At 48.9% G+C, this 25,332-nt stretch carries 20 protein-coding genes; 12 read left to right on the top strand and 8 right to left on the bottom strand.

Translation table 11 applies throughout. The features are described 5' to 3' along the window. Nucleotides 1-111 precede the first annotated feature (111 nt). Nucleotides 112-2,055: a bifunctional metallophosphatase/5'-nucleotidase gene (locus ACM6JA_RS30490; protein ID WP_414855527.1), complete on the top strand. Its 1,944-nt coding sequence runs from the start codon at nt 112-114 to the stop codon at nt 2,053-2,055. Between the two features lie 69 nt (nt 2,056-2,124). Here ACM6JA_RS30490 and lplT read toward each other — a convergent pair whose 3' ends face one another. The 4 genes from lplT to ACM6JA_RS30510 form a co-directional block, all read right to left on the bottom strand. After that, nucleotides 2,125-3,315: a lysophospholipid transporter LplT gene (gene lplT / locus ACM6JA_RS30495; RefSeq protein WP_414855421.1), complete on the bottom strand. Its 1,191-nt coding sequence runs from the start codon at nt 3,313-3,315 to the stop codon at nt 2,125-2,127. Nucleotide 3,316: 1 nt separating this feature from the next. Beyond that, on the bottom strand, nt 3,317-5,425 hold the full coding sequence (locus ACM6JA_RS30500) for an AMP-binding protein (protein ID WP_414855422.1): 2,109 nt from the start codon (nt 5,423-5,425) through the stop codon (nt 3,317-3,319). A 108-nt stretch (nt 5,426-5,533) separates the two neighbouring features. After that, nucleotides 5,534-6,172 (bottom strand): response regulator, encoded by a 639-nt coding sequence (locus tag ACM6JA_RS30505; protein WP_414855423.1) that lies wholly within the window; start codon nt 6,170-6,172, stop codon nt 5,534-5,536. Between the two features lie 19 nt (nt 6,173-6,191). Then, the gene (locus tag ACM6JA_RS30510) at nt 6,192-7,571 is read right to left on the bottom strand and encodes a HAMP domain-containing sensor histidine kinase (protein ID WP_414855424.1); all 1,380 of its coding nucleotides are present in this window, start codon (nt 7,569-7,571) and stop codon (nt 6,192-6,194) included. Between the two features lie 227 nt (nt 7,572-7,798). On the opposite strand from ACM6JA_RS30510, the gene ACM6JA_RS30515 reads away from it, so the two are divergent. The 9 genes from ACM6JA_RS30515 to ACM6JA_RS30555 all read left to right on the top strand — a co-directional run bounded on the left by ACM6JA_RS30515 (nt 7,799) and on the right by ACM6JA_RS30555 (nt 17,837). Next, nucleotides 7,799-9,544, top strand: coding sequence for a methyl-accepting chemotaxis protein (locus tag ACM6JA_RS30515; protein WP_414855425.1), 1,746 nt, complete (start codon nt 7,799-7,801; stop codon nt 9,542-9,544). A 175-nt stretch (nt 9,545-9,719) separates the two neighbouring features. Beyond that, nucleotides 9,720-12,398 carry a sigma 54-interacting transcriptional regulator gene (locus tag ACM6JA_RS30520; RefSeq protein ID WP_414855426.1) on the top strand — a complete coding sequence of 893 codons (2,679 nt, stop codon included), beginning with the start codon at nt 9,720-9,722 and terminating at the stop codon, nt 12,396-12,398. 208 nt (nt 12,399-12,606) lie between these two features. Next, nucleotides 12,607-12,909, top strand: a complete 303-nt coding sequence (locus ACM6JA_RS30525; protein ID WP_007724569.1) for a PTS sugar transporter subunit IIB — start codon at nt 12,607-12,609, stop codon at nt 12,907-12,909. Between the two features lie 13 nt (nt 12,910-12,922). Continuing rightward, a complete protein-coding gene (gene celB, locus ACM6JA_RS30530; RefSeq protein WP_414855427.1) occupies nt 12,923-14,266 on the top strand; it encodes a PTS cellobiose transporter subunit IIC in 1,344 nt (447 codons plus the stop codon). Between the two features lie 21 nt (nt 14,267-14,287). Next, on the top strand, nt 14,288-15,034 hold the full coding sequence (gene chbG, locus ACM6JA_RS30535) for a chitin disaccharide deacetylase (RefSeq protein ID WP_414855428.1): 747 nt from the start codon (nt 14,288-14,290) through the stop codon (nt 15,032-15,034). A 12-nt stretch (nt 15,035-15,046) separates the two neighbouring features. Beyond that, the gene (locus tag ACM6JA_RS30540; RefSeq protein WP_039960970.1) at nt 15,047-15,373 is read left to right on the top strand and encodes a PTS lactose/cellobiose transporter subunit IIA; all 327 of its coding nucleotides are present in this window, start codon (nt 15,047-15,049) and stop codon (nt 15,371-15,373) included. Continuing rightward, nucleotides 15,370-16,692: a 6-phospho-beta-glucosidase gene (locus ACM6JA_RS30545; RefSeq protein ID WP_414855429.1), complete on the top strand. Its 1,323-nt coding sequence runs from the start codon at nt 15,370-15,372 to the stop codon at nt 16,690-16,692. Before ACM6JA_RS30540 ends, ACM6JA_RS30545 begins: the two co-directional genes overlap by 4 nt. Nucleotides 16,693-16,705: 13 nt before the next feature. Then, nucleotides 16,706-17,545, top strand: a complete 840-nt coding sequence (locus ACM6JA_RS30550) for a Cof-type HAD-IIB family hydrolase (protein ID WP_414855430.1) — start codon at nt 16,706-16,708, stop codon at nt 17,543-17,545. A gap of 28 nt (nt 17,546-17,573) precedes the next feature. Continuing rightward, nucleotides 17,574-17,837: an HPr family phosphocarrier protein gene (locus ACM6JA_RS30555; RefSeq protein ID WP_007724557.1), complete on the top strand. Its 264-nt coding sequence runs from the start codon at nt 17,574-17,576 to the stop codon at nt 17,835-17,837. 69 nt (nt 17,838-17,906) lie between these two features. On the opposite strand, the gene ACM6JA_RS30560 is transcribed toward ACM6JA_RS30555, so the two are convergent. Together ACM6JA_RS30560 and ACM6JA_RS30565 are read right to left on the bottom strand one after the other, a co-directional pair. After that, on the bottom strand, nt 17,907-20,078 hold the full coding sequence (locus ACM6JA_RS30560) for a histidine kinase dimerization/phospho-acceptor domain-containing protein (RefSeq protein WP_414855431.1): 2,172 nt from the start codon (nt 20,076-20,078) through the stop codon (nt 17,907-17,909). Continuing rightward, nucleotides 20,056-20,748 (bottom strand): response regulator transcription factor, encoded by a 693-nt coding sequence (locus ACM6JA_RS30565; protein ID WP_390306199.1) that lies wholly within the window; start codon nt 20,746-20,748, stop codon nt 20,056-20,058. Before ACM6JA_RS30565 ends, ACM6JA_RS30560 begins: the two co-directional genes overlap by 23 nt. Nucleotides 20,749-20,922: 174 nt before the next feature. Between ACM6JA_RS30565 and ACM6JA_RS30570 the strand changes: the two genes are divergently transcribed. Both ACM6JA_RS30570 and ACM6JA_RS30575 read left to right on the top strand, forming a co-directional pair. Continuing rightward, on the top strand, nt 20,923-21,543 hold the full coding sequence (locus ACM6JA_RS30570) for a class I SAM-dependent methyltransferase (protein WP_414855432.1): 621 nt from the start codon (nt 20,923-20,925) through the stop codon (nt 21,541-21,543). Between the two features lie 18 nt (nt 21,544-21,561). Beyond that, the gene (locus ACM6JA_RS30575; protein ID WP_414855433.1) at nt 21,562-23,355 is read left to right on the top strand and encodes a DEAD/DEAH box helicase; all 1,794 of its coding nucleotides are present in this window, start codon (nt 21,562-21,564) and stop codon (nt 23,353-23,355) included. Nucleotides 23,356-23,413: 58 nt separating this feature from the next. Here the strand turns inward: ACM6JA_RS30575 and ACM6JA_RS30580 are convergent, their stop codons facing one another. Together ACM6JA_RS30580 and adh are read right to left on the bottom strand one after the other, a co-directional pair. Then, complete coding sequence (locus ACM6JA_RS30580; RefSeq protein WP_017252554.1) at nt 23,414-23,764, bottom strand: DUF779 domain-containing protein; 351 nt, start codon at nt 23,762-23,764, stop codon at nt 23,414-23,416. Nucleotides 23,765-23,767: 3 nt separating this feature from the next. Then, a complete protein-coding gene (gene adh, locus ACM6JA_RS30585) occupies nt 23,768-25,288 on the bottom strand; it encodes an aldehyde dehydrogenase (RefSeq protein WP_414855434.1) in 1,521 nt (506 codons plus the stop codon). Nucleotides 25,289-25,332: the final 44 nt, after the last annotated feature.

The following is a 25,332-nucleotide window of genomic DNA, read 5'->3' on the forward strand; positions in this document are numbered from 1 at the left end:
ACAGGAGGACAATAAGAGCAACAACATTGAGGGCACTGACAGATTAAGAGAGACAGAGGGGAAAACATGAAAAAACTAGCGAAGGGCTTATTAAGTGTAGCACTTACATCCATGGTGCTTGGCAGTGCGATGATGGGGATCGCCGCACCGGTAAAGGCCGCAGAAACACCTACCAAAATTACGCTGCTGGGTACATCTGACATTCACGGACGATTCATGCCGTGGGATTATGCTCTGGATGGTCCGAATCCAAATGGCAGCATGACGCAGTTGTTCACGATGATTAAAGAGATTCGCAAAGAAAATCCGAACACTGTGTTGCTGGATGCAGGCGATTCGATCCAAGACAACTCGGCAGAGCTTTTCAACGACCAACCGCAGTCTCCTATCATGGTCGCGATGAACGAAATGAACTATGACGCGTGGGCTTTTGGCAATCATGAATTTAATTTTGGACTCGATGTATTGGACAAGGTCAGCAGCCAATACAAAGGCTCTGTTTTGGCAGGGAACATTTACAAGGAAAATGGCGAGCGTTTCTTGCCTGCGTACACGATCATTGAGCGTGGCGGTGTAAAAATCGGCGTCATTGGGATGAACACGCCGATGATTACCGATTTCGAAAAAGGGACCGATCATCTGGATGGCCTCGTGATCAAAAATCCGGTAGAAGAAACCAAGAAAGCCGTAAAAGAGCTGGAAGGCAAAGTAGACGTCATGATCGGTCTCATGCACATGGGCATCGAGAATGAAAACGGTATTCCGGGTACGGGCGTAGCAGATATCGCAAACGCCGTTCCAGAACTGACTGCGATTTTTGCAGGTCACATGCACAAGCTTGTGAAAAAGGAAGAGATCAACGGCGTCCTCATCACAGAGCCAGACAAATACGGTACGCATCTCTCTCGCATTGACCTGACTTTCGAAAAGAAAGACGGCAAGGTCGTGCTGACTAACAAGGAAGCGACTGCGGTCCCTGTAAAAGGCGCAGATGGCACACCAGCGGTATCCGATGCAGCGCTGGAGACCAAGCTCAAGCCTTTCCATGAGTTCGCACGTGCAGATGCCAACATCGTCGTAGCAGAGCTCAAAGGCATGAACCTGGTACCGAAAAACGAGGTCGAGGGCATCCCGACGGTACAAATTCAGGAGACGCTGCTATCCGACTTTTTCCATGAAGTGATGCTCTACTATAGCAAAGCAGATGTGGTTGCTCACCAGATCGACAACGACAAAGCAAAGCTGGACGTAGGTCCGATCAAGAAAAAGGATATCGCCTACAACTACCAATACGCGGGTGGCGAGATTACCGTTTACAAAGTAGCCGGAAAAGACTTGAAAGACTACATGGAATGGGCTGTGGGTTACTTCAATTCCACGCGCCCTGGTGATGTGACAGTTAGCTTTGATCCAAAACGCCGCGCTTCCAAATACAGCACCAACGATTTCTTCGGTGGCGTGAAATACGAAATCGACCTGACCAAGCCATACGGCAGTCGCATCACGAACCTGCGCAAGCTCGATGAGACACCGATCAAGGCTGAAGATACCTTGAAGCTCGGAATGAACTCATACCGGATGGAAGCTTTGCAGGCAAAAGGTGGCGCATTGGAAGGACGCAAGTTCGAACAGCTGTGGTCTTCCAAAGACAACAGTGCGTTTGGTGAAACGGGTGGAACGATCCGCAACCGTGCTATTGCGTACCTGAAAGAAGTGAAAAAGGGCGTTTACGATCCAAAAGTACAAAACAACTGGAAGATTACAGGTGTGGACACCACTGCACCTGAACGCAAGGACGTAGTAGAGCTGATCAATGCAGGCATTCTGAGCGTTCCGAAAACGGCAGATGGCAAATACACCAATATCGCTTCCATCAACATCAAGGACGCGGTAACCAAAGAAGAAATCACCGAGCTGTCAGCAAAAGCAAAAGCCGATGCAGCGAAGTTCGCGACAATCAAAACAAAAGGTGAATTTTATCATCAGTTGAACGAAGCGAGAAAGGCTGCGGAAAAATCGGTCACACCGACAACCAAAACGCAGCAAAAGAAATAACAGAGATGAACGCAAGAAAGCCGTGACGCGAGTAGTCACGGCTTTTTCTTTTTCTATGACGCCAATCTGTCAACGAACGATTCTTCTGCGATACTTCACCAAGTACAACAGGAAGCCGAGCAACAGCAACCCTTGACCAACAATCGCACCGGAGACGGAGATGCCGATATAGGTGATCAGGTAGTAAATGCCGGAGCCTACTGCCATTAGCAGATTCTCGATGAAGTTCTGAATCGCAATCGTTTTTCCTGAACCGACCATCCGCTTGCCTTCGTCCTGCAAGACCGTATTCATCGGGATAATGAACACGCCACCCATGAATCCGACGAGAAGCAATAGACAGATGGCAACAAAGGTGATGTTCGTCCAAGGGAATAGCACGATGATGAGAAACATTCCGAATCCATAAGTCAGCGATCGAGTGAAATGAGACAAAGGAATGAGCTTGGGAGCGAGAAAAGCTCCGGCAATAATTCCGATGGATGTCGTTGCCAGAATCAGCGATACAGAGAAGCTCTCCGGGTTAATCCCAAGCGCGAGGGGAATCCAGGCCAGAACGGCCACGCGCAGGACAGCAGAGGACATCCAGAACGCTCCGGTTCCAATCAGGGCAAAGCTCGTTTCTGGGCGATTCATCAGGTGCTGGAAGTCGATGAAAAAGCGTCGTGCTTCTGCCCCATAGCGAATGGATGCATCCCCTCTCATACGAGGAATGAAGAAAGTCATACCAAGCGACAGCAAATAGATCAGCAGACAAATTCCTGACGAGATAAGCGGCGCTGTCATGTTCGCGATGGCTCCACCACCACCGATTCCTGTCAAAATCGCAAAGATCGTATAGGCTTCGATGCGTGCATTCGCATGAAACAGTTCATCTTCATTTCGAGTCAGCTCCGGCAAGATTCCATACTTTGCCGGAGAATACACGACCGCTCCGACTCCTACTGTGAAGTAACACAACATCAGCATCAAGATGCTCGACTGGTCAATGAAAAACAGCAGGACGACACCAAGCGCTTTAATCAGGTTGCCGATCACCAGCACGAAAGACTTGGCATGCTTGTCGGCAAAAGGCCCAACCAGTGGAGCGAGAAAGACGTAAGGAAGAAAGAATGAAATGGATACGAGTGCAAGCATCGCGGGAGAAAAACCGTTCTCCCGAAGCAGATTCGCGATGACAAACAAAATCATGTTGTCGGCAAAGGCCGATAGAAATTGAGTGAAGTACAGGGCTTGTAGTGGTTTTAATCGTATGTTCACATCATTTTCCTCCCGTTTCGGCCAGCTGTTTCAGACTGACATAATCCGTTTTGCCGCTACCGAGAAGTGGTAGAGCTTTGATTACTTGCATCGTACCTGGTATGAGTAGTGGCGAGTATTGTTTTTCCGTCAAATACGCGCGTAATTGGCTCAGCTGAACCGATTCATCTGTGGTAAAAAGCAGGACACGCTCACCTTTTCGCTGATCATTCACTGTGATCGCAGCAAAACCAGAGTGTCCGAAGCATTGCATAGCCAGTTCTTCAACCAGATTGAGCGAAACCATCTCGCCGCCGATTTTGGCGAAGCGCTTCAGACGGGATTGGATGCTGAGAAAGCCGTCCTTGTCAGCTGTAACCAAATCACCTGTGTGGTACCATTCCTCAGCGGGAACAAAGCCTTTTCCGTGAATCATATAACCCTTCATGACGTTTGGACCCTTCACCAAAAGCTCTCCGCCAGCATCGATTCCTTCTACTGCTTCCAGTTTGGCGGACATTCCTGGCATCAAACGACCGACGGTTCCTGGTTTGTTAGCCAGCGGCGTGTTGAGCGACAGGATCGGTGCTGTTTCCGTTGCCCCATAGCCTTCAAAAATCCGTACACCGAACTTTTCCATCCACAGCTTGCGCACATCGTCCTTCAGTTTTTCTGCTCCTGCAAATACGTAGCGCAGGGAGTAGAAGTTGTAAGGGTGGGCCATACGTCCGTAACCAGCCATAAAGGTCGAGGTTCCGAAGAGAATCGTTGCGTTTTGATCATAGACCAATTCCGAAATCGCCTTGTAATGCAACGGACTTGGGTACAGATAGACTGGAATTCCTTTGACGACTGGTACAAGCGTTCCTACAGTTAGTCCGAAGCTGTGGAACATCGGCAGTGCATTGAAAAACTTGTCGCGACTCGTGATATCGATCACGCTGGTCACTTGTTGGATGTTTGCGTACAGATTCGTATGCGTCAGGATGACACCTTTTGGCTTGCTCTCACTACCGGAGGTGAAGAGGATCAGCTCGTTCTTAGCCGCTGAAGCTTTTTTCTTCCGCAAATAAGAGAAGAGTGCGGACACTTTGTCAAAAGCAGTCGCGGATGCTTTCAAATCCTCGAGATAAATAATTTTCATGCTCGGTGAAAGACCTGCGATGATGTGCTCCAGCTTCCCTTTTTCAATGAATACACGCGAGGTCAGGATCGTATCGATATGAGCAGTCTCACAGCAATCCAGTAGCGAACGAATGCCAAGTGAAAAGTTCAGAATGGCTGGCGTGGCTCCGATGCGGAACAACGATAGTAACGTTACGAGATGACCTACTGAATTGGGAAGAAATACACCGACAACCGGTTTTCCCAAGAGCATTGGCTGCAATTTGTTGCCGAGTAAGTAGCTGCCGATTAACAAGGTCTTGTAGTCGATCGCTGACGTCAAGTCCTTGGCGATTTCCATTTTTGCACCATTCAGGCGAGCTGCTTCGAGAACTTCATCAAACAGATTCACGTTTTGCTTCATCTGGCTCTCGAACAAGCCTTCTTGGAGAATACGCAGAATACGATCATTGGCCGTGGCTTTTTGTTCGCGCATCGACAGGTTTTGGTCGCGCTCGATAGTGAACGGAGTGCCTACTGTTATGGTCACATCCGGGAACCAGGAGAGCTTCAGCTTCCCTTTCAAATACGAGAAGATCGAACGTTCCAGGCCTTTAATGATGATCGGGTAAACCGTTACGCCGGTACGTAGAGCGAGATAGCCGACACCGCTGTAGATTTTCATGATACCGCCCGTCGTAGTGATCCGACCTTCTGGAAAAATCACCAGCGTATGTCCGTTGCGGAGGACGCGGAGCATATGGCGGATGGAGTACGGGTTGAGCGGATCGATCGCGATATGCTTGCGGAAGCGAAGGAAAAACGCAAACCGCTTGGCGATCTCCGTGTTGACGACAAAGGTCGCTTCTTTTGGCAAGCAAAAGGATAGGAGTACCGCATCTAGCAAGGAGACGTGATTGGGAGTGATAAGAGATGGCTTCGACAAGTCGATTTTGGAGAGTCCAAGCACACGAGGACGGAACCATAACATCAATATCGTTTTTAAGAAAGAATAAATAAGGGCCATGTGGACCACACCTTTACAAGTGATAATTGCGTTGTTCTATAGCTTTCATTGTAAGGAGTGGAGCATGTAAAAAAAGTACCAACATTCATTGGTACCTGGTAATAAGACCTAGAATAGCTTTTTTTGGCTGGCTTTTGCGGCCGCTTCTTTGCTTGTTTTGACGCCCATTTTTTTGAGGATTCGGTTGATGTGATTTTTGATCGTACGCTTCGTGATGTGGAGAGATTGTTCAATCTGCGTCTGCGTATGACCTTGGTGGATTAGTTGTAGGATGTCCCTTTCTGCGGGAGATAACAGCTTTTGATTTTCATCGTTTTTCAAACGCAAAAATTCGTTACGCAGTGCCGCAGCTGCCGTAGGGTGAATGGCAGATTGGCTGTTGTGAGCAGCACGGATGGCGTCGGGTATTTCCTTGAAGTTCGATTTGCTGATGTAATTGACGGCACCCGCTGAGAAGGATTCCACGATCACTGCCTCGTCTGTCAGAGAGGTGAGCATGATGATTTTACTATCAGCTTGGAGTGCCATGAATTCGATTGCCGTCTCGATTCCGTCCAGATTGTTCTCAGTCAAGTTAATGTCCATTAAGATGACATCCGCTTTGGCAGGCAAAAAGCGCTCGATTGCTTCTGCTTTGAACCCGGCTTCCCCTACTACAGTGAGATCCGGTTCTTTGTTCAGGAAGTCAATGAGACCTTTGCGCCAGACGGGGTCGTCCTCTACTAAAAATACCCTGATTGGATTCATGTTTGTGAGCGTCCTTTCGCTATTCAGAGTCGGTTATGATGACGCGCTTTTTCGGGAAGAACAGGAAAACGGTGGTTCCTTTGCCTTGCTCACTGTAGATTTCCAATTGGCCCTGATGCTTTTGCATGACATTGTAGCAGTAGGAGAGTCCAAGACCAAAGTTTTGTCCTGTCCTTTTTGTCGAGAAAAAAGGATCGAGTACATGAGGCAGGTTCTCTTTGGTAATGCCTGTGCCTGTGTCCGCGACAGTGATGATGAGATGCTTGTGGGACAAAAATAGCTGAAGATGAAGCTTGCCGCCCGACTTCATGGCTTCCAGCGCATTCATGCACAAGTTGGTGATGACTTCGCGCAGTTGTACTCCATCGCCATACAAGCGAAGTGTTTCGTCCAATTCACTTACGATTTCTACCTGTTGTTTCAAGATATAGGGCGTCAGATTTTGTGTGACTTGCCCGATAATTTGGCCGGGGTCACATGGTTCTTCGCGCAGCTCGACGTCCCGCAGCTGGTTTTGAATCCGATTCATCATGTCCAGCATATGCTGCGAGGATTGCATCAGGACAAGCGCGTCTTCTTTTAGTGACGGCTGGTTGGTTTCATCCGCATATGTCTCGATACGATCGGCATACAGCGAGATTTTGCCTACTTCATTTTTGATCGTATGGTTAATGATTTGGGCACCGGAAGTCAAGGCGCGCAAGGTACTGTCCAGACGTCTTTTTTCTACGCGGAGACGGACGCCAAGGAAGCCGTATTTCAAGCTGATGGCAACGATCAGGATAAACTGGATCGTGACTACGAGCATGTTGTAGCGCCAAGCCTCGTAATCGTTCTGGATACGCATGATGTAGATGAAAATAAAGACGAAAAACAACGGAATGATGATGAGTACGTTCGTGAAAAAGCTGTTCTTTTTCACGAGTGGGTCTTTTTCTCGCATGTACTGCACGACAAGCAGCGTACAGGAGAACAGAAAAAACGGAATCACCCATGCCACCATAATCCAGTAGTTAAAAAGCAGCTCGGGATAAACGGGTGTAATCCAAAGCATCCCAAACGGCAGGATGAGAGCGGTGTATTGTATCGTCAGCTTTACTCTGCGAGACAAAAATTCAGTTGAGTGTACAGCAAACATGAGAAACGTGTAGGGCAAACCCACTTGGCAAAGAAAAGAAGAGATGCGGCTTACCAATATCAGGGTGTTCGTGGTTCCGGGCTTTGCGGCCAGGTAATCTGCAAAATAGGGCATGATCGTCTCGTCAATCACGCCTGAGATAAAGCCCCCAGCCCCAACAAAGGCAGTCGCACAAGCCCAGCGGATCGACGTTCGTTTCGGGTCTGTGAACAGTACGAACAGACCTAATGCCCATATGGTAAACAAGATGAAAACCATCATGGATTTGCTATCTCCTGTCAATCATTATTTATCTATTATATCGTACATAAGTCAAAGGACACGGAAAAATTAAAGGATGGACAAGTGTGCAGGTGTTTATATTCAGAATATACATATCTATCCGTAATCTTCGAAATCGCCTATGATGGTAATCGTGCAATTAAAAGTAAGCGTCATCATTTGTTCATCATAAGGCACGGGGGAGAAGCGAGCGGATGGTATCATTCATGAAAAAGCATTTGATTGTCCGTATTTTGTGTGTCATCATCGCCGTTTTGATCTTACTTGCGGCGGGGAGTGTTGCTACACAGGTTGTGCAGACCAGATCCGCTGTGGAGGATGGAATCGATAGCTACAATTTGCGTATTGTGGAGAGCTACGCGGCTCAAATGAATCCTGATCGATACGCTGAATTTTTAAGGCAGCCAGAGGAGACCGAGCTTTATTGGTCGTTGCGTAAAGAGCTGGATGTGTTTCGAACGCAAATTGGAGCCATCTACGTGTATTTCGTGCGGTTTGACGAGAACCAGGTTCCTAAAATTATGATTGATGGACGCCCGCCAAATGACCCTTCAGCTTCCCCAATCAATGAAGTGACAGATATGCCTCCTGCAGCTGTTCAGGCAGTTATGGCTGGTCAAAAGGCAAGCTCTCCGATCATCGAAAATCCAGAGTATGGAACGTACATATCTGCCTATGCTCCGGTAAAGGACGCCAGCGGTTCTGTGATTGGTGCACTGGGTATAGATACGGATGTCGCTGTGTATGAGCAGCTCGTAACGAACGTGATCTGGAAAAGCACTCCTGTGTATGTGTTTATGCTTATCATCATGCTTGCGGCAATTGGAGCGATTGTCTGGTTTGTGCAACGAGCATTGGGGCCATTACATACGGTGAGGGCGAGTGCAGAGCAAATGGCATTGGGGGATTTGGCGAAAGCAGGGGCTATTTTGCGAGAAAAGCCTGTTCGCTCCGAGGACGAAATTGGCACGGTCTATAAGGCGATGCTCACCATGTCCGAAAACTTGCATAGCCGTGTTCGTGGCTTGGTTGTCAATATGGAGAAGACCTCTGATCAGTTGGTTGTATCGTCCAAGGATTTAGCCAATAGTGCAGATCATTTGCTCGAGATGGGCCAGCACGTGAATGAAAATGTAAAGGCGATATACGAGGGTGCCAATTCGCAGATGAAAAGTGCAGCCGACAGTGCCACTGCCATCGAAGAAATTACGGTGGGAATAAGCCGAATTGCAGAGTCATCTGCAACCGTATCGGATGCTTCTGTCCATGCTCTCGAGATGGCTCATTCTGGCGATTTCGCGATGAAAAGAATGAATAGCCAAATGAAAGATATTTCAGCTTCGGCTGCACAGACATTGGACATTGCTATGCAATTGAAGCACGATTCCAATCAGATTGAAAACGTACTTGGTACGATTCGCGGGTTCACCGAGCAAACCAAGATTTTGGCCCTGAATGCTTCGATTGAAGCGGCTAGAGCGGGAGAGCACGGTCTAGGCTTTACAGTGGTGGCCAAAGAGGTGAGCAAGCTGGCGGACGCCTCTGCAACGTCCGTGCATCAAATTGCAGCTCTGCTAGACAGAATTTGCAGGGAGTCAGAGAAGATCAGTGAGGAAATGGAAAACGTGGCACGAGAAATCGAAACGGGTGTCGGTCTTTCTTTCAAAGCAGAACAATCCTTCCTGCATGCAGTCCAGGCATTCCGACTCGTCAGTGAACAGGTGCAAGAAGTATCGGCTACAACGGAGGAGCTGTCCGCGGGGTCAGAAGAAGTGGCGGCTACTGTCAACAGCATTGCACAGATTGCAAGCCGAGTCACCGAACAAACGAATCAAATTCGAATGCTAACGAATCAGAACCTAGAAATGATGAAGCAAGTGCACGAGGCGTCCAGTTCGATGAATGACAATACGTTGGACATGAGACAAGCGATTCAACAAGTCAATGTGTAAAAAGTAAGGAAATGGAAGGCTGATCTTGGTTTACGACAAGATTGGCCTTTTTTACAAGGACGTATATATGCCCATCATATTCATAGGAAAGCAGGTTTTTCCAAATATTCGTGGAATTGAAAAGGATTGGTTGTGCATTTCGTGACTTTCTATCTATTCAACGGTGGGTGATAGAGTGAAACGATTAGACTTAATATTCCAGACGTTAGTAGACGCTGGTCCTGATAAAAAAGTAAGCGCTTCAGAGTTAGCTGAGCGGCTTGGTTTGAGTCGAGCGAATGTGAGCAGTGATTTGAACCGTTTGTGGAAGGAAGGCCGAATCGAGAAGGAAGAAGGGCGTCCGACGCTGTTTTTTGCCAAGCAAGGAAACGATTCGCTCTATTTGGCGGAGACGTCGCTGGACAGGCTGGCGAAAACCAACAAGAGCTTGATCACGCGTATTGAGCAGGCAAAGGCGGCCGTTTTGTATCCGCCGCGAGGGATGCATTGCTTGATTTTGGGGGAAACCGGCGTGGGCAAATCGTGGTTTGCAGGGATGATTCACGAATTTGCCGTTGATATTGGACGCCTGGATAAGCATGCTCCTTTCGTGATTTTTAACTGCGCTGATTATGCTAATAACCCGCAGCTCTTAATCAGTCAATTGTTCGGAGTCAAAAAAGGGGCGTACACCGGAGCGGAGATGGACCGCAAAGGACTAGTGGAAAAGGCAGACGGTGGCATTCTTTTTCTCGATGAAGTGCATCGGCTGCCAGCGGAAGGACAGGAAATCTTTTTTACCTTTATGGATAAGGGCATATTCCGCCGCGTAGGGGAAACAGAGATGGAGCGGACGGCCTACGTCCAGATTGTGATGGCCACGACAGAAAATCCGGAGTCGAGTCTCTTAAAAACGTTTATGAGGCGTATTCCCATGGTCATCAAGCTGCCCTCTTTGGTTGAGCGTGGCTTGGAAGAGCGCTTTAGTATTACGATGGAGATTTTTCAAGAAGAGGCTTTTCGGTTGGGGAGAGAGATTCAGATATCAGCCAATGCTGTGCAGGCATTCTTGTGCTATCACTGCCCGAATAACATTGGACAGTTAAAAACGGATATTCAGCTCACCTGCGCCAGCGCTTATGCCGAATTCATTTCGTTAAAAAAGAATCAGCTGCACGTTTCGGTTCAGGACCTGCCGCATCATGTGAAGCAAGGGCTGCTTTTGGTGAAGGATTACAAGCAGGAGCTAGACGAAATCATTGGGACGGAGCACAATTGCTTTGTCGTGCAGCCATCAAAAGAGGGCATCTGGATCGGACGAGAAACAGGGGATACGACGGACAGTGTCTATGAAAAAATCGAGCAAAAAATATATGAACTGCAAAACCTCGGTGTGAGTGAAGAAGAATTGGAGTTTGACATCGAGAATTACTTTACGACCTTTATCAAAGGCGTCCATCAACGAGTGAATAAGGGCGACATGGCCCGGATTATCGACCCGTTCATCATTCACCTCGTGGAAGAGATCGTTCGCTTCGCAGAGGCCAAGCTGGAGAAGATTTTGAGCCAGAAGGTGATCTTTGGTCTCGCGCTGCATATTCAGACATCGAAGGAGCGCCTCGCACAAGGCAAACAGATCGTAAATCCGCAAATCAACCATGTGCGAATCAAATACAAGAAAGAGTTTGCTGTGGCGCTAGAGTGCGTGCGCATGATAGAAGAAGCGATACTCATGGATCTGCCGATTGGTGAGGCTGGATATTTGACCATGTTTTTCGTACTCGACGATGTCAGCATGGAGGAAGAACGGGAAACAATCGGGGTGCTCGTGATTACGCACGGCAACGGCGGTGCGACAGCGATGGTGGATGTGACAAACCGATTACTGGTCACACAATATGCGAGAGCCATCGACCTGCCGCTCGAAGAAGATTCCATGAGTGTTTTGGAAAAAGCACTAAAAGTAGCCAGAGAGATCGGGAGCAAGGCTGGGCTGCTGTTGCTCGTTGATATGGGGTCGCTGCTCGGCTTTGGCGAGATCATCGAGCGGGAGATGGGCATTCCGGTCAAAGTCATTCCGATGGTCAGCACGCCACATGTGATTGAGGCCACTCGAAAGGCGATGCTCGGTCATTCACTGGAGGATGTTTACCGAGATGTCTTGGGCATTTCACTCTACCAGCGGGAGGAGCAGCCGAAAGAGCAGGCGCAAAAGCATGTTCCGGCGCTGACAATCGTCGCAGCCTGCCTTTCTGGGGAAGGCAGTGCCTTGTTCTTAAAAAAACTACTGGAATCGAGGCTCAGGTACGATGATAACCTGCTGGAGTTCGTGCCGCTGCAACTGATCGATAAGGCACAGGCCCGCAGTCAGCTTCGAAAAATCAAGGAGGAGAGAAAAATTCTCTTCGTGGTGAGCAATTACATTCTCGACCGCGAGTTGCGCCACCATAGCATGGACGATGTTTTGAACGGAGAGGCGATGTCTGATATCCAGAAAGTGATCGATCTGGAAGAGGCCTACCTGAAGATGCAAGAGTCGCTGGGGGAGCACCTGCAAATGGTAGACGGACAAGATATTCTCGCTGATGTGAGGATGTGTGTCGGCCGTATGGAGGAGCGACTGAACAATTCTTTGGTTTTTGACACGCGAATTGGGGCCTATTTGCACATCTGCTGCCTGGTTGATCGCTTGAAAGCAGGGACGCAATCAGTGGCGTATATTCAAAAAGACAGTTTTTTGCTGGAGAACCGCAAGCTGTACAGCTTAATCCGACATGAATTATTGCCGCTGGAAGACAAGTATGAGGTAGTGATCAGCGAAGACGACGTTTGTTTTATCATGAATTTCTTCATACACAATAAAACACTGGCGTAACCAGTGTTTTATTTTTTGTCTTTTCCATATTCAAAATCAAACACTACAGCGCTTACATAAAAACACTAATGGGGATGACAGGCGATGAGGTCGCGAAATATGCCTACCCATGCGGTTTTTTCGGTAAGCGCATACATTTTTTGGTGTTTTGGCACGTAACTTGCTCTTACAATAAGGCATCACTCGTCGAGAGGAGGGGGTACAATCAATGAATATTTTATTGTGTTGCGCAGCGGGTATGTCGACAAGCTTGCTGGTTCAAAAAATGGAGGAGGCTGCCAGAGAAAAAGGGTTGGACGCTAAAATATGGGCAGTTTCCGCAGATGACGTGAAAAATCATATTGATCAAGCAGCAGTGCTCTTGTTGGGGCCACAAGTTCGTTACAAGCTGACAGAGATGAAAAAAGAAGGGGCATCCAGAGGAATTCCTGTAGACGTGATCAGTACCGTTGATTACGGAACGTTGAACGGGAAAAACGTGCTTGAATTTGCACTTCGTCTAAAACAGTAGGAGGGGGATGCGTATGGGCGGATTTGTTTCATTTATGGAAAACCGCATGATGCCGATAGCAGGAAAAATGGCGGAACAAAAGCATCTGCAGGCCATTCGTGACGGAATTATCCTTACTTTGCCTTTGTTGATCATTGGTTCACTGTTCCTCATCATTGGCTTCATACCGATACCTGGTTACGACGAATTCATGGGCGGTATTTTCGGCGAAAAATGGCGGACGAAGCTGCTGTATCCGGTAGGCGCTACTTTTGACGTCATGGGATTGATTGTCAGTTTTGGCGTCGCCTACCGACTAGCAGAGAAATACAAGGTCGATCCGCTGTCGGCTGGAGCGATTTCTGTCGCTTCCTTCTTGCTCGCTACTCCGTATAAAATCATGTTCACCCCGGAAGGAGCGAGTGCAGCCCAAGAAGTTGGCGGAGTCATTCCTCTCACGCTGATGGGTAGCCAGGGATTGTTTGTAGCCATGATATTGGCGATTTTAGGAACCGAGATTTACCGCAAAATTATCCAAATGAAAATCGTCATCTCCATGCCACCCGGAGTTCCCCCTGCCGTTTCTCGTTCGTTTGTGGCATTGATCCCTGCGGGTGCAGTGCTTATCGTTGTCTGGCTGATTCGTATTCTTCTGGAAAACACCTCCTTCGAGAGTATTCATAATATTGTAAAAGATTTGCTTGTCGGACCATTGAGTGTGGTCGGCAGCAGCTTGATTGGCGCCATCATATGTGTGTTGCTTATTCATGTGCTCTGGGCAGTTGGTTTGCATGGTGCGGCGATAGTCGGTGGCATTATGAGTCCAATCTGGCTGACACTGATGGACCAGAACAGAGCGGCGTTTCAAGCAAATCCAAACGGTGAATTGCCGAACGTCGTCACCACGCAATTTTTTGACATGTGGATATATGCAGGGGGATCAGGTGCCACTTTGGCTCTCGTTGTCCTGATGGTATTCATGGCACGAAGCAAACAGATGAAAAACATCGGTAGACTCTCGATCGGACCTGGTTTGTTTAACATCAATGAACCGGTCATCTTCGGAATGCCGATCGTCATGAACCCGCTCTTGATTATTCCGTTTGTGATTACCCCTGTCATATTGGTCATTATCAGCTATTTTGCGATGTCGCTCGGATGGGTAGCAAAGCCAAGCGGAGTATCTGTTCCGTGGACGACACCATTATTTGTCAGCGGATATTTGGCTACAGGCGGAAAAGTATCGGGAATGGTTCTTCAAGCGGTGAACTTCCTCATCTCGCTCGCGATCTACTATCCGTTCTTCCGCTTGTGGGATAAACAAAAGGTAAGTGAAGAAAAAGCTGGTACTGCTTCCGATACAGCTGTGACTATGTAATCGCTAGAGGAGAGGCTATCTATGAAACTGATTGTGAATGCAGACGATTTTGGGTATTCCAAAGGCGTCAATCTGGGCATCGTCGAAGCACATCGGGAAGGAGTCGTTACTTCTGCGACCTTGATGGTCAATATGGAGGGGTTCGAGCACGCTGTAGGGCTGGCCAAAGAACATCCAACGCTCGGAGTAGGCATTCATCTGGTACTCACATGCGGATCGCCAGTTAGTCAGGATGTACCATCGCTAACGGATGGAGAGGGGCGTTTTCGACGCGGGCAAGATCATTTGATTTCTGCTGCACCGGAGGAGATCGAGCGGGAGCTGCGGGCTCAATTGGAGGTGTTCGTGGCGTCGGGGCTCAAGCTGACGCATATCGACAGCCACCACCACGTGCATGCACATCCAGCCGTTTTGCCAATTGTTCTGAAGCTGGCAGAGGGATATAGAGTGCCAGTTCGCTATCCGTGGATGTCTGGGACGGAGGAGCAGCGAGACCAGTCGAGTGTTTTGACGACAGAAGGCTTTTCTCATCATTTTTATGGAGACGACCTAACCGTACAATCCTTCGTCAGGATCGTAGAGGATATGGCAGATTATCCTGTAGTTGAGATCATGACGCACCCTGCTTATTTGGACGAAGCGGTACTGACAGGCAGTTCATACGCAAAGCAACGAACCACAGAATTGAAAATCTTAACAGCAGCAGAGTTAAAGCAATACATTCGTGATCAAAAAATACAGCTCGTGACTTTTAGCGAACTTGGATAGGTGGAGATAGATTTGGACCATACAGACGTTATTTTTCAACTAATACTTCACGGAGGAAACGCGCGGAGTCTGGCAATGGAAGCGATCGCTCTGGCAAAAAATAGAGACTTGTCAGGCGCAGAGGATGCGTTGAAGCGTGCAGGAGAAGAGCTCGGTCGTGCACACCAAAATCAAACGGCACTGATCCAAAAGGAGATAGCGGGCGAAAAGACTGAGATCAGCATGCTCTTGATTCACGCCCAGGATCATTTGATGAACGCGATAACAGTCAAGGATTTGGCTACGGAGTTTGTAGAGCTGTACAGCCAAATCCATGAAGGCAAGGAGGCAGGAGTATGAGCGGAATCAAAATTGTAACGATCGGTGGAGGGTCTAGCTATACACCTGAGCTGGTGGAAGGCTTCATCAAGCGCTACGATGAGTTGCCCGTCCGAGAGTTGTGGCTGGTGGATATTCCGGAGGGCGAGAAAAAGCTGCAAACAGTAGGTGCCCTGGCAAAAAGGATGGTAGAGAAGGCAGGGGTGCCTATCGAGATCCATTTGACGATGGATCGGCGGAAAGCACTTGCGGGCGCAGATTTTGTTACAACACAAATGCGCGTGGGTCTCTTGGAAGCGCGGATCAAGGATGAGCGTATTCCTTTGAAATACGGAGTAATCGGTCAGGAAACCAATGGTCCCGGCGGCTTGTTCAAAGGCTTGCGTACCATTCCGGTCATTATGGACATTTGTCGTGACATGGAAGAGCTATGTCCAGATGCTTGGCTGATTAACTTCACGAATCCGGCTGGTATGGTCACAGAGGCAGTGCTACGGTATACCAACCGCAAAAAGGTCATTGGACTATGCAATGTTCCCATCGGGATGAAAATGGGTGTTGCCACTGTTTTAGGCGTCGAGCAATCACGGGTTCATATTGATTTTGCCGGATTGAATCATATGATCTTCGGACTGGGTGTGTACCTGGATGGGGAAAACGTCATTTCCCAGGTAATCGATAAGATAACGGGCGACCAATCAGGTATTACGATGCAAAACATTTTGGACCTTGGTTGGGATAAAGATTTCATCAAAGCATTGGGGATTCTCCCGTGCCCGTATCATCGTTACTACTATCAGACCCGTACGATGCTTGAGCACGAGCTGGAAGAAGCGGAGCAGAAGGGTACGCGGGCTGAAGTGGTCAAGCAGGTGGAAGCGGAGCTATTCGCACTCTACGAAGACCCGGACTTAGATATCAAGCCTCCGCAGTTGGAGAAGCGTGGCGGTGCCTATTACAGTGAGGCTGCCTGCAATTTGATCTACTCCATTTACAACGACAAGCGCGATATCCAGACGGTAAATGTTCGCAACAATGGAGCGATTGCCAGCATTCCAGATGATTCGGCAGTCGAAGTGAATTGCGTTATTACAAGAGAAGGACCGATTCCTTTGGCTGTTGGTGATTTACCTGTTCCCGTGCGTGGCCTCGTACAGCAAATCAAGTCGTTTGAGCGAGTGGCAGCTGAGGCAGCTGTAACGGGTGATTACCATAAGGCGCTATTGGCGATGAATATTAACCCGCTGGTGCCGTCTGATGTGATCGCCAAAAAAATACTCGATGAGATGCTGGAGGCGCACAAGGAGTATCTGCCCCAGTTTTTCGAGCCCGTCACATAAGGATGGGACTCGTGTGAAATACAAACTCCTCGCCTTGGATGTGGACGGAACGATTTTGATGTCGAACCATACCTTATCCAAAGTAACAGAGCGGGCCATTACCCAGTTAGTGAAGCAAGGAGTCCACGTCACACTGGCAACCGGCAGGGCATACCCATCGGCAAAATCGTTGGCGCAGCAGTTCCAGATCAGCACACCACTTGTTTCCCATGATGGCGCATATGTCGCAGATCCCAAGACGGATCAGGTGCTATACGTACAGCGTATTCCGTATGAGATAGCGGCGAGGATTACAGATATACTCGTATCGCATGGCTTGGATGTCATGCTGCTGCATGAGGCTTATGCTGTCACGAATCGCACGTGGAAGTGGACGGACTTGTTTCCGCTGTTAAATGCCTGGACACTGCGCCAGCTCTGGAAAAATCAATACCCGCTCAAAATCCAGGCTTCGCGTTTGATAGCCGGATACGTTCGTAAACAGGAAGTGTGTGCTCCAAAAATATTCGTCACGGGTGACGAGAAGCGTCTGTTGGCAGCAAGACAAGAGCTGGAGAAAGCCGAGCTTTCGGGGGTTCGCGTGACGGCATCAGGCGCGAATAATTTGGAAATATTGCCTGTGGGCATCTCCAAGGCAAGTGGTCTTGCGATAGTGAGTGAGAAGCTTGCGATTCAGCCTGACGAGATCGTTGCTGTAGGCGACAATTACAATGATGCAGAGATGCTCCGATTCGCCGGAATGGGTGTGGCGATGGGAAATGCTCCTAATGATCTGAAACAGCTGGCTCGGCATGTCACGGAAACGAATGATCGGCATGGGGTGGCAGAAGTCATCGAGAAGTTTTTTCTGTAAGCATTCAGACAGGAAGGGAGGCGTGAAATTGATCCGTATGAATCTGGAAGTAGCCGTGAGTGGAGGTCTCCATGCTCGCCCTGCTTCTGTCTTGGTGAACCTGCTCAATCAATACAGCTCGTCAGTCAAGATGATCTACAATGACAAGCAGGCAAATGGCAAAAGCATCCTCAGCGTAATGGCTCTGGGGGCAAAGACCGGAGATGAAATTATGTTTGAGGTGGAGGGTGCCGACGAGCAAGAGGTGGCTGCCAGTATTGAGTCCCTATTTGAAAGGAACTTTGCCATCTAACAGGGTGAAGCCACGTAATAAAGCCAGTGCCGGATGATCGGGCACTGGCTTTTCTCTTTGATCCTTTCCTTACGCGTGTTTGCGGAATACGACGATGACTTTGAAGTAATCGCCATCAATATCGATCGACAGCCTGCCACCTTGCAATTCTACGATGCTTTTTGCGATAGCCAAGCCGAGGCCAGAGCCTTCGGTATGTCGGGATTGGTCAGCGCGTTTGAACCGTTCAAACAGTTCCTGTGCATCAAAGTCGATTTCATAGGCGGAGACATTTTTGAACGTCAGGATGACCTCATCCTGTGTCTCTGCCAAATGGATCAGGACGCGCGTATTCGGCATGGAATACTTCAGGGCGTTGCCGATCAGATTTTCAAATACACGCCATGTTTTCTTGCCATCCAGAGGAGCGACGATCTTCGGCTGTTCCGTCGTTACGCGGAAAGTGAGCGTCGATTGGTCGATTTTGTCACTGAATTCAGCGATGGATTGGTTGAGCAGGGAGGCTACATTCACTTGCTCGATATTCAGTTCCACCGCGCCGCTGGACATTTTGGCTGCGTCAAACAGGTCATCGATGAGGACGCGCAGTCGATCTGCTTTGCGATCCAAGACATCGACGTAGCTCTTGCGTTCCTCAGGTGTCAAATCTTCCTGCTTGAGCAGGGTAACGTAGTTGATAATCGACGTCAGCGGTGTTTTTAAATCATGAGAAACATTAGTGATCAATTCGGATTTCATGCGCTCGCTCTTCATCTGCTCTTCCATCGCGTGCTTGAGTCCCTTTGTGATGTTGTTCAGAGAGTGCGCGAGATCAGATAATTTTCCTCTTTGTACCTTCTGAATCGTAGCGTTCAGATTGCCTCCAGCCATTTCAGAGGCACCGTGCATGATGCGATTCATCAGTCCCAAACGGCGTAGGGTGTATGGGAAAACGACGACCATGTAGAACATGCCATACAAAAAGCTGAGAATCAGTAAGCCACCAGACCTTTCAATAAGCGCGACGAATCCGAAAACGATACTCATCCCGAACATGACAGTCAGGATGAACAACGTGGATACTTTAAAGAACATGCCGCGATTGGCATAGCTTTCTTGAAGAAGAACACGTTGTCTGGAGAAGATACTCTTCTGCCACTGCTGCGTAAATCTCTCAGGTTGGTTGTACATAAGCCATGCCTCCATGAATTGTAGAAGCAGGTAAGCGGTAAACAACGAAACGAACGCAAGGGTGAAGAAATGATCACCATCAACCGGTAAGAAGAAAAAGCGCACGCTTGCTAACATGACCAAATATATCATTCCAAGTACGAACAATAGCGCCACCCGGATATCCAGCGGAATCAGGCGGAACAGGGCCAGGCTTTTGGCTACAAGTGGTACTTCCAACGCTTTGTTGGCTGGCAAATACCAGTAGCAGAGTGCAAGGATGAGCAGAGTGCCCCCGAGCAGGACAAACTCGGCAATCAATCGATCCCGAATGGAATCGTAATAAAGCGCATCTGCGTGGACCTGACTATATCCATCCGGGGAATATGGAACATAAAAGATTCCGCTCAATTCGTTTAGTTGATAAGTGCGACTGATGTTTTCGACAGCTCCATGCGGATTGGGGGAGGTGTCCGGGATATTGATCCAGAAGCGAGCATGTCGATTCAGTTCATCGTCAGAAGGGTAATGACCAAGATTGGTGTAAACTCTGTCGTTCTTCTTATCGGTGACATAGTATCTGTAGGAACCGGACCGCAGTGTAAGGCTGTTTTTTTGTTCCTCGTATGCGGTATCCTTATCAGCGATAGCTTGCTTCACTCGTTCTTGCCAACTCGTTACTTCATGAGCGGTTTGTTCTTGCAGCCTGTTTTTTTGTTCGACTTTTAGTCTGTTGACTTCGTCTGTATTTCCATCTTCCGTGGCTTGACGTATTCGTGACGAGAATTCCTCTGCGTTATCCTTCTGGATGGATTTGAGATTGTCCTCATGCTCTTTCTTGAGCTCATTCGCTGTCTTCTCGTCCAGCTTTCCTGGAGTGTAGTCTGCATAATCTACATGAACCTTTTTCACCAGCTCAGCAAATGTCTCTAATTCACGATTGAAGCCTGGGCTTTGAAAGTAATTATCCTCTTGGAGATTCTCGCGTTTATGGTACAGATCGGCCATCGTTAGGAGAGCAAGCGAAATACTCACGATCATAACAATGAGCACGGGCACCGCAAAGCGTTTATTTTTCGATTTTGTATCCAATTCCCCATACCACCTTCAAATATTTAGGTTCCTTCGGGTTGATCTCTATTTTTTCCCGAATGCGTCTCACGTGGACAGCCACCGTGTTTTCCGCGTTCATATAAGGCTCTCTCCAGACTCGTTCATAAATTTCCTCAATCGAAAAAACGCGGCCCTTGTTTTCCATCAACAGCTCCAGGATCTTGTATTCGGTAGCCGTCAGCCTGACCTCGTTACCGTCAATTGCTACATTTTTGGTGCTTTTGTTCAAGGTCAAGCCGCGTACCTGAATCTCATCCTCTGTCATTTGAGCGCTTCCCAGATTGGTAAAACGTCTTAACTGAGATTTGACCCTGGCGATGAGCTCCAAGGGATTAAAAGGCTTCGTCACATAGTCATCGGCACCGATGTTGAGCCCGAGAATTTTATCGGTATCCTCTGACTTGGCAGACAGCATGATGATCGGGATGTTTTTCTTCTGGCGAATTTGAAAGGTGGCGGTCATTCCGTCCATTTTTGGCATCATGATGTCCATCAGGATGAGCTGGATATCTTCGCGTTCCAGTACGTCCAGCGCTTCCTGTCCATTGCTAGCCTTGAATACGGTCATGGATTCATTTTTGAGATAGATTTCGATTGCGTCGCGGATTTCCTCCTCGTCGTCGACTACGAGGACTTGATATTTGGTCATGATTCGTCCCACCTTATGAATGCATTCATGGTACTATCTTAACGCCCAGCTCTAACAAAACAGTAATGAAATGTCTTACAAATTTCTTAATAAACCACGTTCAGGAAATGCTAGCTGATAGGATCAAGCCGATAAATAAGGTAAGATGTGAGGAAGAATACGAGAAAATTGGTGATGGCTTTGCTGGAATGGACAGGGGAGAGAATTATCCCCAACCTGTTAAAACCTACGAACGGCATGCTACTGGAACATATAGCCAGATATTATTTTGCCGCACCTTATGTAAAAGGTCGAGTGCTGGATATCGCTTGCGGTACCGGCTACGGATGTCATATGATCGCAAAGGATCGAAAACGAGAGCTGACAGAACTGATCGGTGTCGACAACGATGAGGCGACGATATTTTACGCCAATCGGGAATACAACCACCAAAAGATTACGTATCAGCAGGGTGACGCGCTTGATCCGGCGCTTCCCGAGCAATTGGGGTTGTTTGATACGATTTTGAGCTTTGAGACGATTGAGCATGTCGCAGACGATTTGCTGTTTATGGATAACTTGTATCGGATGCTGAAACCAGGTGGTACGCTGGTGCTGTCCAGTCCATTTGGCAGAGGGCGGGGCATGCAGACGAGTGAGCCCTTCCATGTTCATCAGCTGACGCCGGAAGAGTTCACGGAGCTGTTTGTGCGCTATTCTGACGTGGATATGTACTATCAGAGAGGCGTTACGTTTGAAAAAATACCTCGCGATGGCGTACGATACTTTATCGGCATGGCAGTATGTACGAAATAATAACGGATCGATTTATGAATGGAGATGGCGAAACTGACTGATTTTTGGAGATTGGGAATACATAAGGAACTAATAGGTGCTCTGCAAGCAAACGGGATTACCGAGCCAACACCGATTCAGGAAAAAGCAATTCCTGTTGTGCTGGAAGGAAAAGATGTAATCGCGCAAGCACAGACGGGAACCGGGAAGACACTCGCATTTGTCCTGCCGATCTTGGAAAAAGCGGATCCACAAGCGGCGCATGTTCAGGCGTTGATTCTTACCCCTACGCGGGAGCTTGCCTTGCAAATTACGGCAGAGGTAAAGAAGCTGACGGAAAAGCTGGAAGACATCCAAGTACTCGCGGTTTATGGTGGACAAGATGTCAATCAGCAACTGAGAAAGCTGAAAGGAAAAATACATGTGGTCATCGCGACACCGGGACGTTTGCTGGATCATCTGAGAAGAGGGACGATTGATTTATCGCAAGTTTCGATGTTTGTCCTGGATGAGGCGGATCAAATGCTTCATATGGGTTTTTTGCCTGAGGTAGAAGATATTATGGCAAATACGCCTTTTGAAAAACAGACCCTGCTGTTTTCGGCCACCATGTCGGAACAGGTGCAATCTCTTGCGAAGCGCTTTATGCAAAATCCGGAAAACATCAAAGTGCAGGGCAAGCGAATTACGTTAGATGATATTCGCCAAGTTGCAGTGGAGACCACAGATCGTGCGAAGCAAGCTACGCTGTGCAGTCTGCTGGATGAACAACGGCCGTTTCTGGCGGTGATCTTTTGCCGAACAAAGCGCAGAGCCAGTAAGTTAAATGCAGAACTGCAAGGTCTCGATTATATGTCTGACGAGCTGCACGGCGATTTGTCACAGGCGAAGCGCGAGGATGTCATGAAGAGATTCCGCGAGGCCAGGATTCAGTACTTGGTTGCAACGGATGTGGCAGCGCGCGGGCTTGATGTCGAGGGAGTCACGCACGTTTTCAATTACGACATTCCGGAAGATGTGGACAGCTATATACACCGGATCGGCAGAACGGGGCGAGCCAAGGAAAAAGGGACCGCTTTTACCTTGGTAGCGGCGAAGGATTGGGGGCAGCTCAGGGAGATTGAAGAAGGGATCAATCTGTCTCTGGAGCGGCGTGAAATGGATCGCGGAGAGTCGGGCGATCAGAAAAAGCAAAAGCCTGAGAGGGAGCGAGCCGAGAAAGCAGATCGGCGCGGGGACAAGCAGGGCAGAGAGGCCAGAGGGAAAGGAAAGTCCGCTGAGGGAAGACAGCAAGGCTCTAGGGAGCGTCGTGATGGAGATGGACGACGTCAATCTAAGGGTGGCAGTTCTGAGCGTAATTCAGGGAAACGTGAACGCGTAGAAGGTCGCTTTGAGACCAAGGCGAAAGGCAGAGACCGTACAGCAGGCGGGTTCGAGCGTAAACCAAAGGACGGTAACCGAGCGACAACAGGTGGCTTTGAGTACAAACCAAAGGACGGTAACCGAGCAACAACAGGTGGCTTTGAGCGTAAACCAAAGGATGGTAACCGAGCAACAACAGGTGGCTTTGAGCGTAAACCGAAGGACGGTAACCGAGCAACAACAGGTGGCTTTGAGCGTAAACCAAAGGATGGTAACCGAGCAACAACAGGTGGCTTTGAGCGTAAACCAAAGGACGGTAACCGAGCAACAGGTGGCTTCGAACGAAAGTCGAGCAATTCCAAGGGCAAGCCAGTAGCTGCTCAACGCGGCTCAGCACGCTCGAATGCAAAACAAGGCAATCGAGCAAGCAATGCTCCTGCAAATCGTACCTCTCGCAAAAAATCGAGATAGTCATCCCAGCAAAAAAAAGACCGTTCCAGCCAGCAAAAAGGCAGGAGCGGTCTTTCCTTTATTCCGGTTCCATGTCTGGAAATACCCGTGAACGTGTGAGGAAGCGTACCCCCTCGGGTCCTTCCAGCGAAAACATTCCGCCCCGCCCATTCACGACGTCAATGATGAGCTGCGTATGCTTCCAATACTCATACTGCGCTTTGCCCATGTAGAACGGGCAGCCACCGATCTCGCCCAACAGGACGTCCTGCTCACCCACGAGAAATTCTCCGAGCGGGTAACACATGGGGGAGCTGCCATCGCAGCAGCCCCCTGACTGGTGAAACATCAGGTCACCGTGTTTGGCGCGAAGCCGTTCAATTAATGCCAGTGCAGCATCTGTCGCGAGCACTTTTTCTGGCTGGCTCATTGATCAAAAGAAGCCCAGGGCTTGATCGCTGTAGCTGACCAGCAGGTTTTTCGTTTGTTGGTAGTGAGACAGCATCATTTTGTGTGTCTCGCGGCCGATACCGGACATTTTGTAGCCGCCAAACGCTGCGTGAGCCGGGTAAGCATGGTAGCAGTTGGTCCATACGCGACCAGCCTGGATTTCGCGGCCCATGCGGTAGGCTGTGTTCGTGTCGCGTGTCCATACACCAGCACCCAAGCCGTACAGCGTATCATTTGCCATGGCGAGCGCTTCATCTGTATCCTTGAATGTCGTTACGGAGACGACCGGACCGAAGATTTCTTCCTGGAAGACGCGCATCTTGTTGTGGCCTTTAAAGACAGTTGGCTGGATGTAGTAGCCGCCCTCGAGATCACCTGTAAGCTGTGCACGAGCGCCACCAATCAGGCATTCGGCTCCTTCTTGTTTGCCGATATCCAGGTAGGAGAGGATTTTTTCTACCTGCTCCAAGGAAGCCTGTGCGCCGATCATCGTATCTGTATCGAGCGGATTTCCTTGCTTGATATTGGCTACGCGTTGCAGGGCACGCTCCATGAATTGGTCGTAAATGCTTTCGTGAATGAGTGCGCGGGATGGGCATGTGCAAACCTCGCCTTGGTTGAGCGCAAACAGTACGAATCCTTCAATCGCTTTGTTAAAGAAGGCATCGTCTTTTGCAGCCACATCCGGGAAGAAGATGTTTGGCGATTTTCCACCGAGCTCCAGCGTCACTGGAATGATATTTTGGGAAGCGTATTGCATGATCAAACGCCCTGTCGTCGTTTCGCCCGTAAAGGCAATTTTCGCGATGCGGTTGCTTGAAGCGAGAGGTTTACCCGCTTCCAGACCGAAGCCGTTCACGACGTTGATGACGCCAGGAGGGAGCAGGTCGCCGATCAGCTCCATCAGCACCATGATGGATGCAGGTGTTTGCTCCGCAGGCTTGAGGACGACGCAGTTGCCCGCAGCCAAGGCTGGAGCCAGCTTCCATGTAGCCATGAGGAGCGGGAAGTTCCACGGAATAATTTGACCAACGACACCGAGTGGCTCATGGAAATGATAAGCGACGGTATCGTTATCGATTTCACCGAGTGTACTTTCTTGAGCGCGGATCGCTCCGGCGAAGTAACGGAAATGATCAATCGCCAGTGGGATGTCGGCCGCGAGTGTTTCACGAACGGGCTTGCCGTTTTCCCACGTCTCTGCGTTGGCCAGCATCTCCAGATTTGCTTCCATCCGATCCGCGATTTTTAACAAAATATTCGCGCGCTGTGCAACAGAGGTACGACCCCACGCGTCTTTTGCCTCATGGGCAGCGTCCAGTGCCAGCTCAATATCTTCGGCTGTTGAACGGGCTACCTCGCAAAAGACCTTGCCTGTTACAGGTGATACGTTTTCGAAATACTCACCTTTTACTGGCGGAACCCAATTACCCCCGATGTAGTTTTCATAACGATTTTTGAAAGTCACCTTGGAACCAGCTTGGCCGGGCTGAGCATAGATCATTGCGAGCGCCTCCTCATTTATCACATATTTCTTTACAGCCCTCT

Source organism: Brevibacillus sp. IT-7CA2, assembly GCF_949767855.1.
GTDB lineage: Bacteria > Bacillota > Bacilli > Brevibacillales > Brevibacillaceae > Brevibacillus.

What these genes read in the sequence shown, in the direction of transcription:
- ACM6JA_RS30570 (WP_414855432.1), top strand. Translation starts at nt 20,923, where the DNA reads ATGGCTTTGCTGGAATGGACAGGGGAGAGAATTATCCCCAACCTGTTA.
- ACM6JA_RS30580 (WP_017252554.1), bottom strand. Translation starts at nt 23,764, where the DNA reads ATGAGCCAGCCAGAAAAAGTGCTCGCGACAGATGCTGCACTGGCATTA.
- ACM6JA_RS30490 (WP_414855527.1), top strand. Translation starts at nt 112, where the DNA reads ATGGTGCTTGGCAGTGCGATGATGGGGATCGCCGCACCGGTAAAGGCC.
- chbG (WP_414855428.1), top strand. Translation starts at nt 14,288, where the DNA reads ATGAAACTGATTGTGAATGCAGACGATTTTGGGTATTCCAAAGGCGTC.
- ACM6JA_RS30505 (WP_414855423.1), bottom strand. Translation starts at nt 6,172, where the DNA reads ATGAATCCAATCAGGGTATTTTTAGTAGAGGACGACCCCGTCTGGCGC.
- celB (WP_414855427.1), top strand. Translation starts at nt 12,923, where the DNA reads ATGGGCGGATTTGTTTCATTTATGGAAAACCGCATGATGCCGATAGCA.
- ACM6JA_RS30565 (WP_390306199.1), bottom strand. Translation starts at nt 20,748, where the DNA reads ATGACCAAATATCAAGTCCTCGTAGTCGACGACGAGGAGGAAATCCGC.
- ACM6JA_RS30525 (WP_007724569.1), top strand. Translation starts at nt 12,607, where the DNA reads ATGAATATTTTATTGTGTTGCGCAGCGGGTATGTCGACAAGCTTGCTG.
- ACM6JA_RS30510 (WP_414855424.1), bottom strand. Translation starts at nt 7,571, where the DNA reads ATGATGGTTTTCATCTTGTTTACCATATGGGCATTAGGTCTGTTCGTA.
- ACM6JA_RS30515 (WP_414855425.1), top strand. Translation starts at nt 7,799, where the DNA reads ATGAAAAAGCATTTGATTGTCCGTATTTTGTGTGTCATCATCGCCGTT.
- ACM6JA_RS30545 (WP_414855429.1), top strand. Translation starts at nt 15,370, where the DNA reads ATGAGCGGAATCAAAATTGTAACGATCGGTGGAGGGTCTAGCTATACA.
- adh (WP_414855434.1), bottom strand. Translation starts at nt 25,288, where the DNA reads ATGATCTATGCTCAGCCCGGCCAAGCTGGTTCCAAGGTGACTTTCAAA.
- ACM6JA_RS30500 (WP_414855422.1), bottom strand. Translation starts at nt 5,425, where the DNA reads ATGGCCCTTATTTATTCTTTCTTAAAAACGATATTGATGTTATGGTTC.
- ACM6JA_RS30575 (WP_414855433.1), top strand. Translation starts at nt 21,562, where the DNA reads ATGGAGATGGCGAAACTGACTGATTTTTGGAGATTGGGAATACATAAG.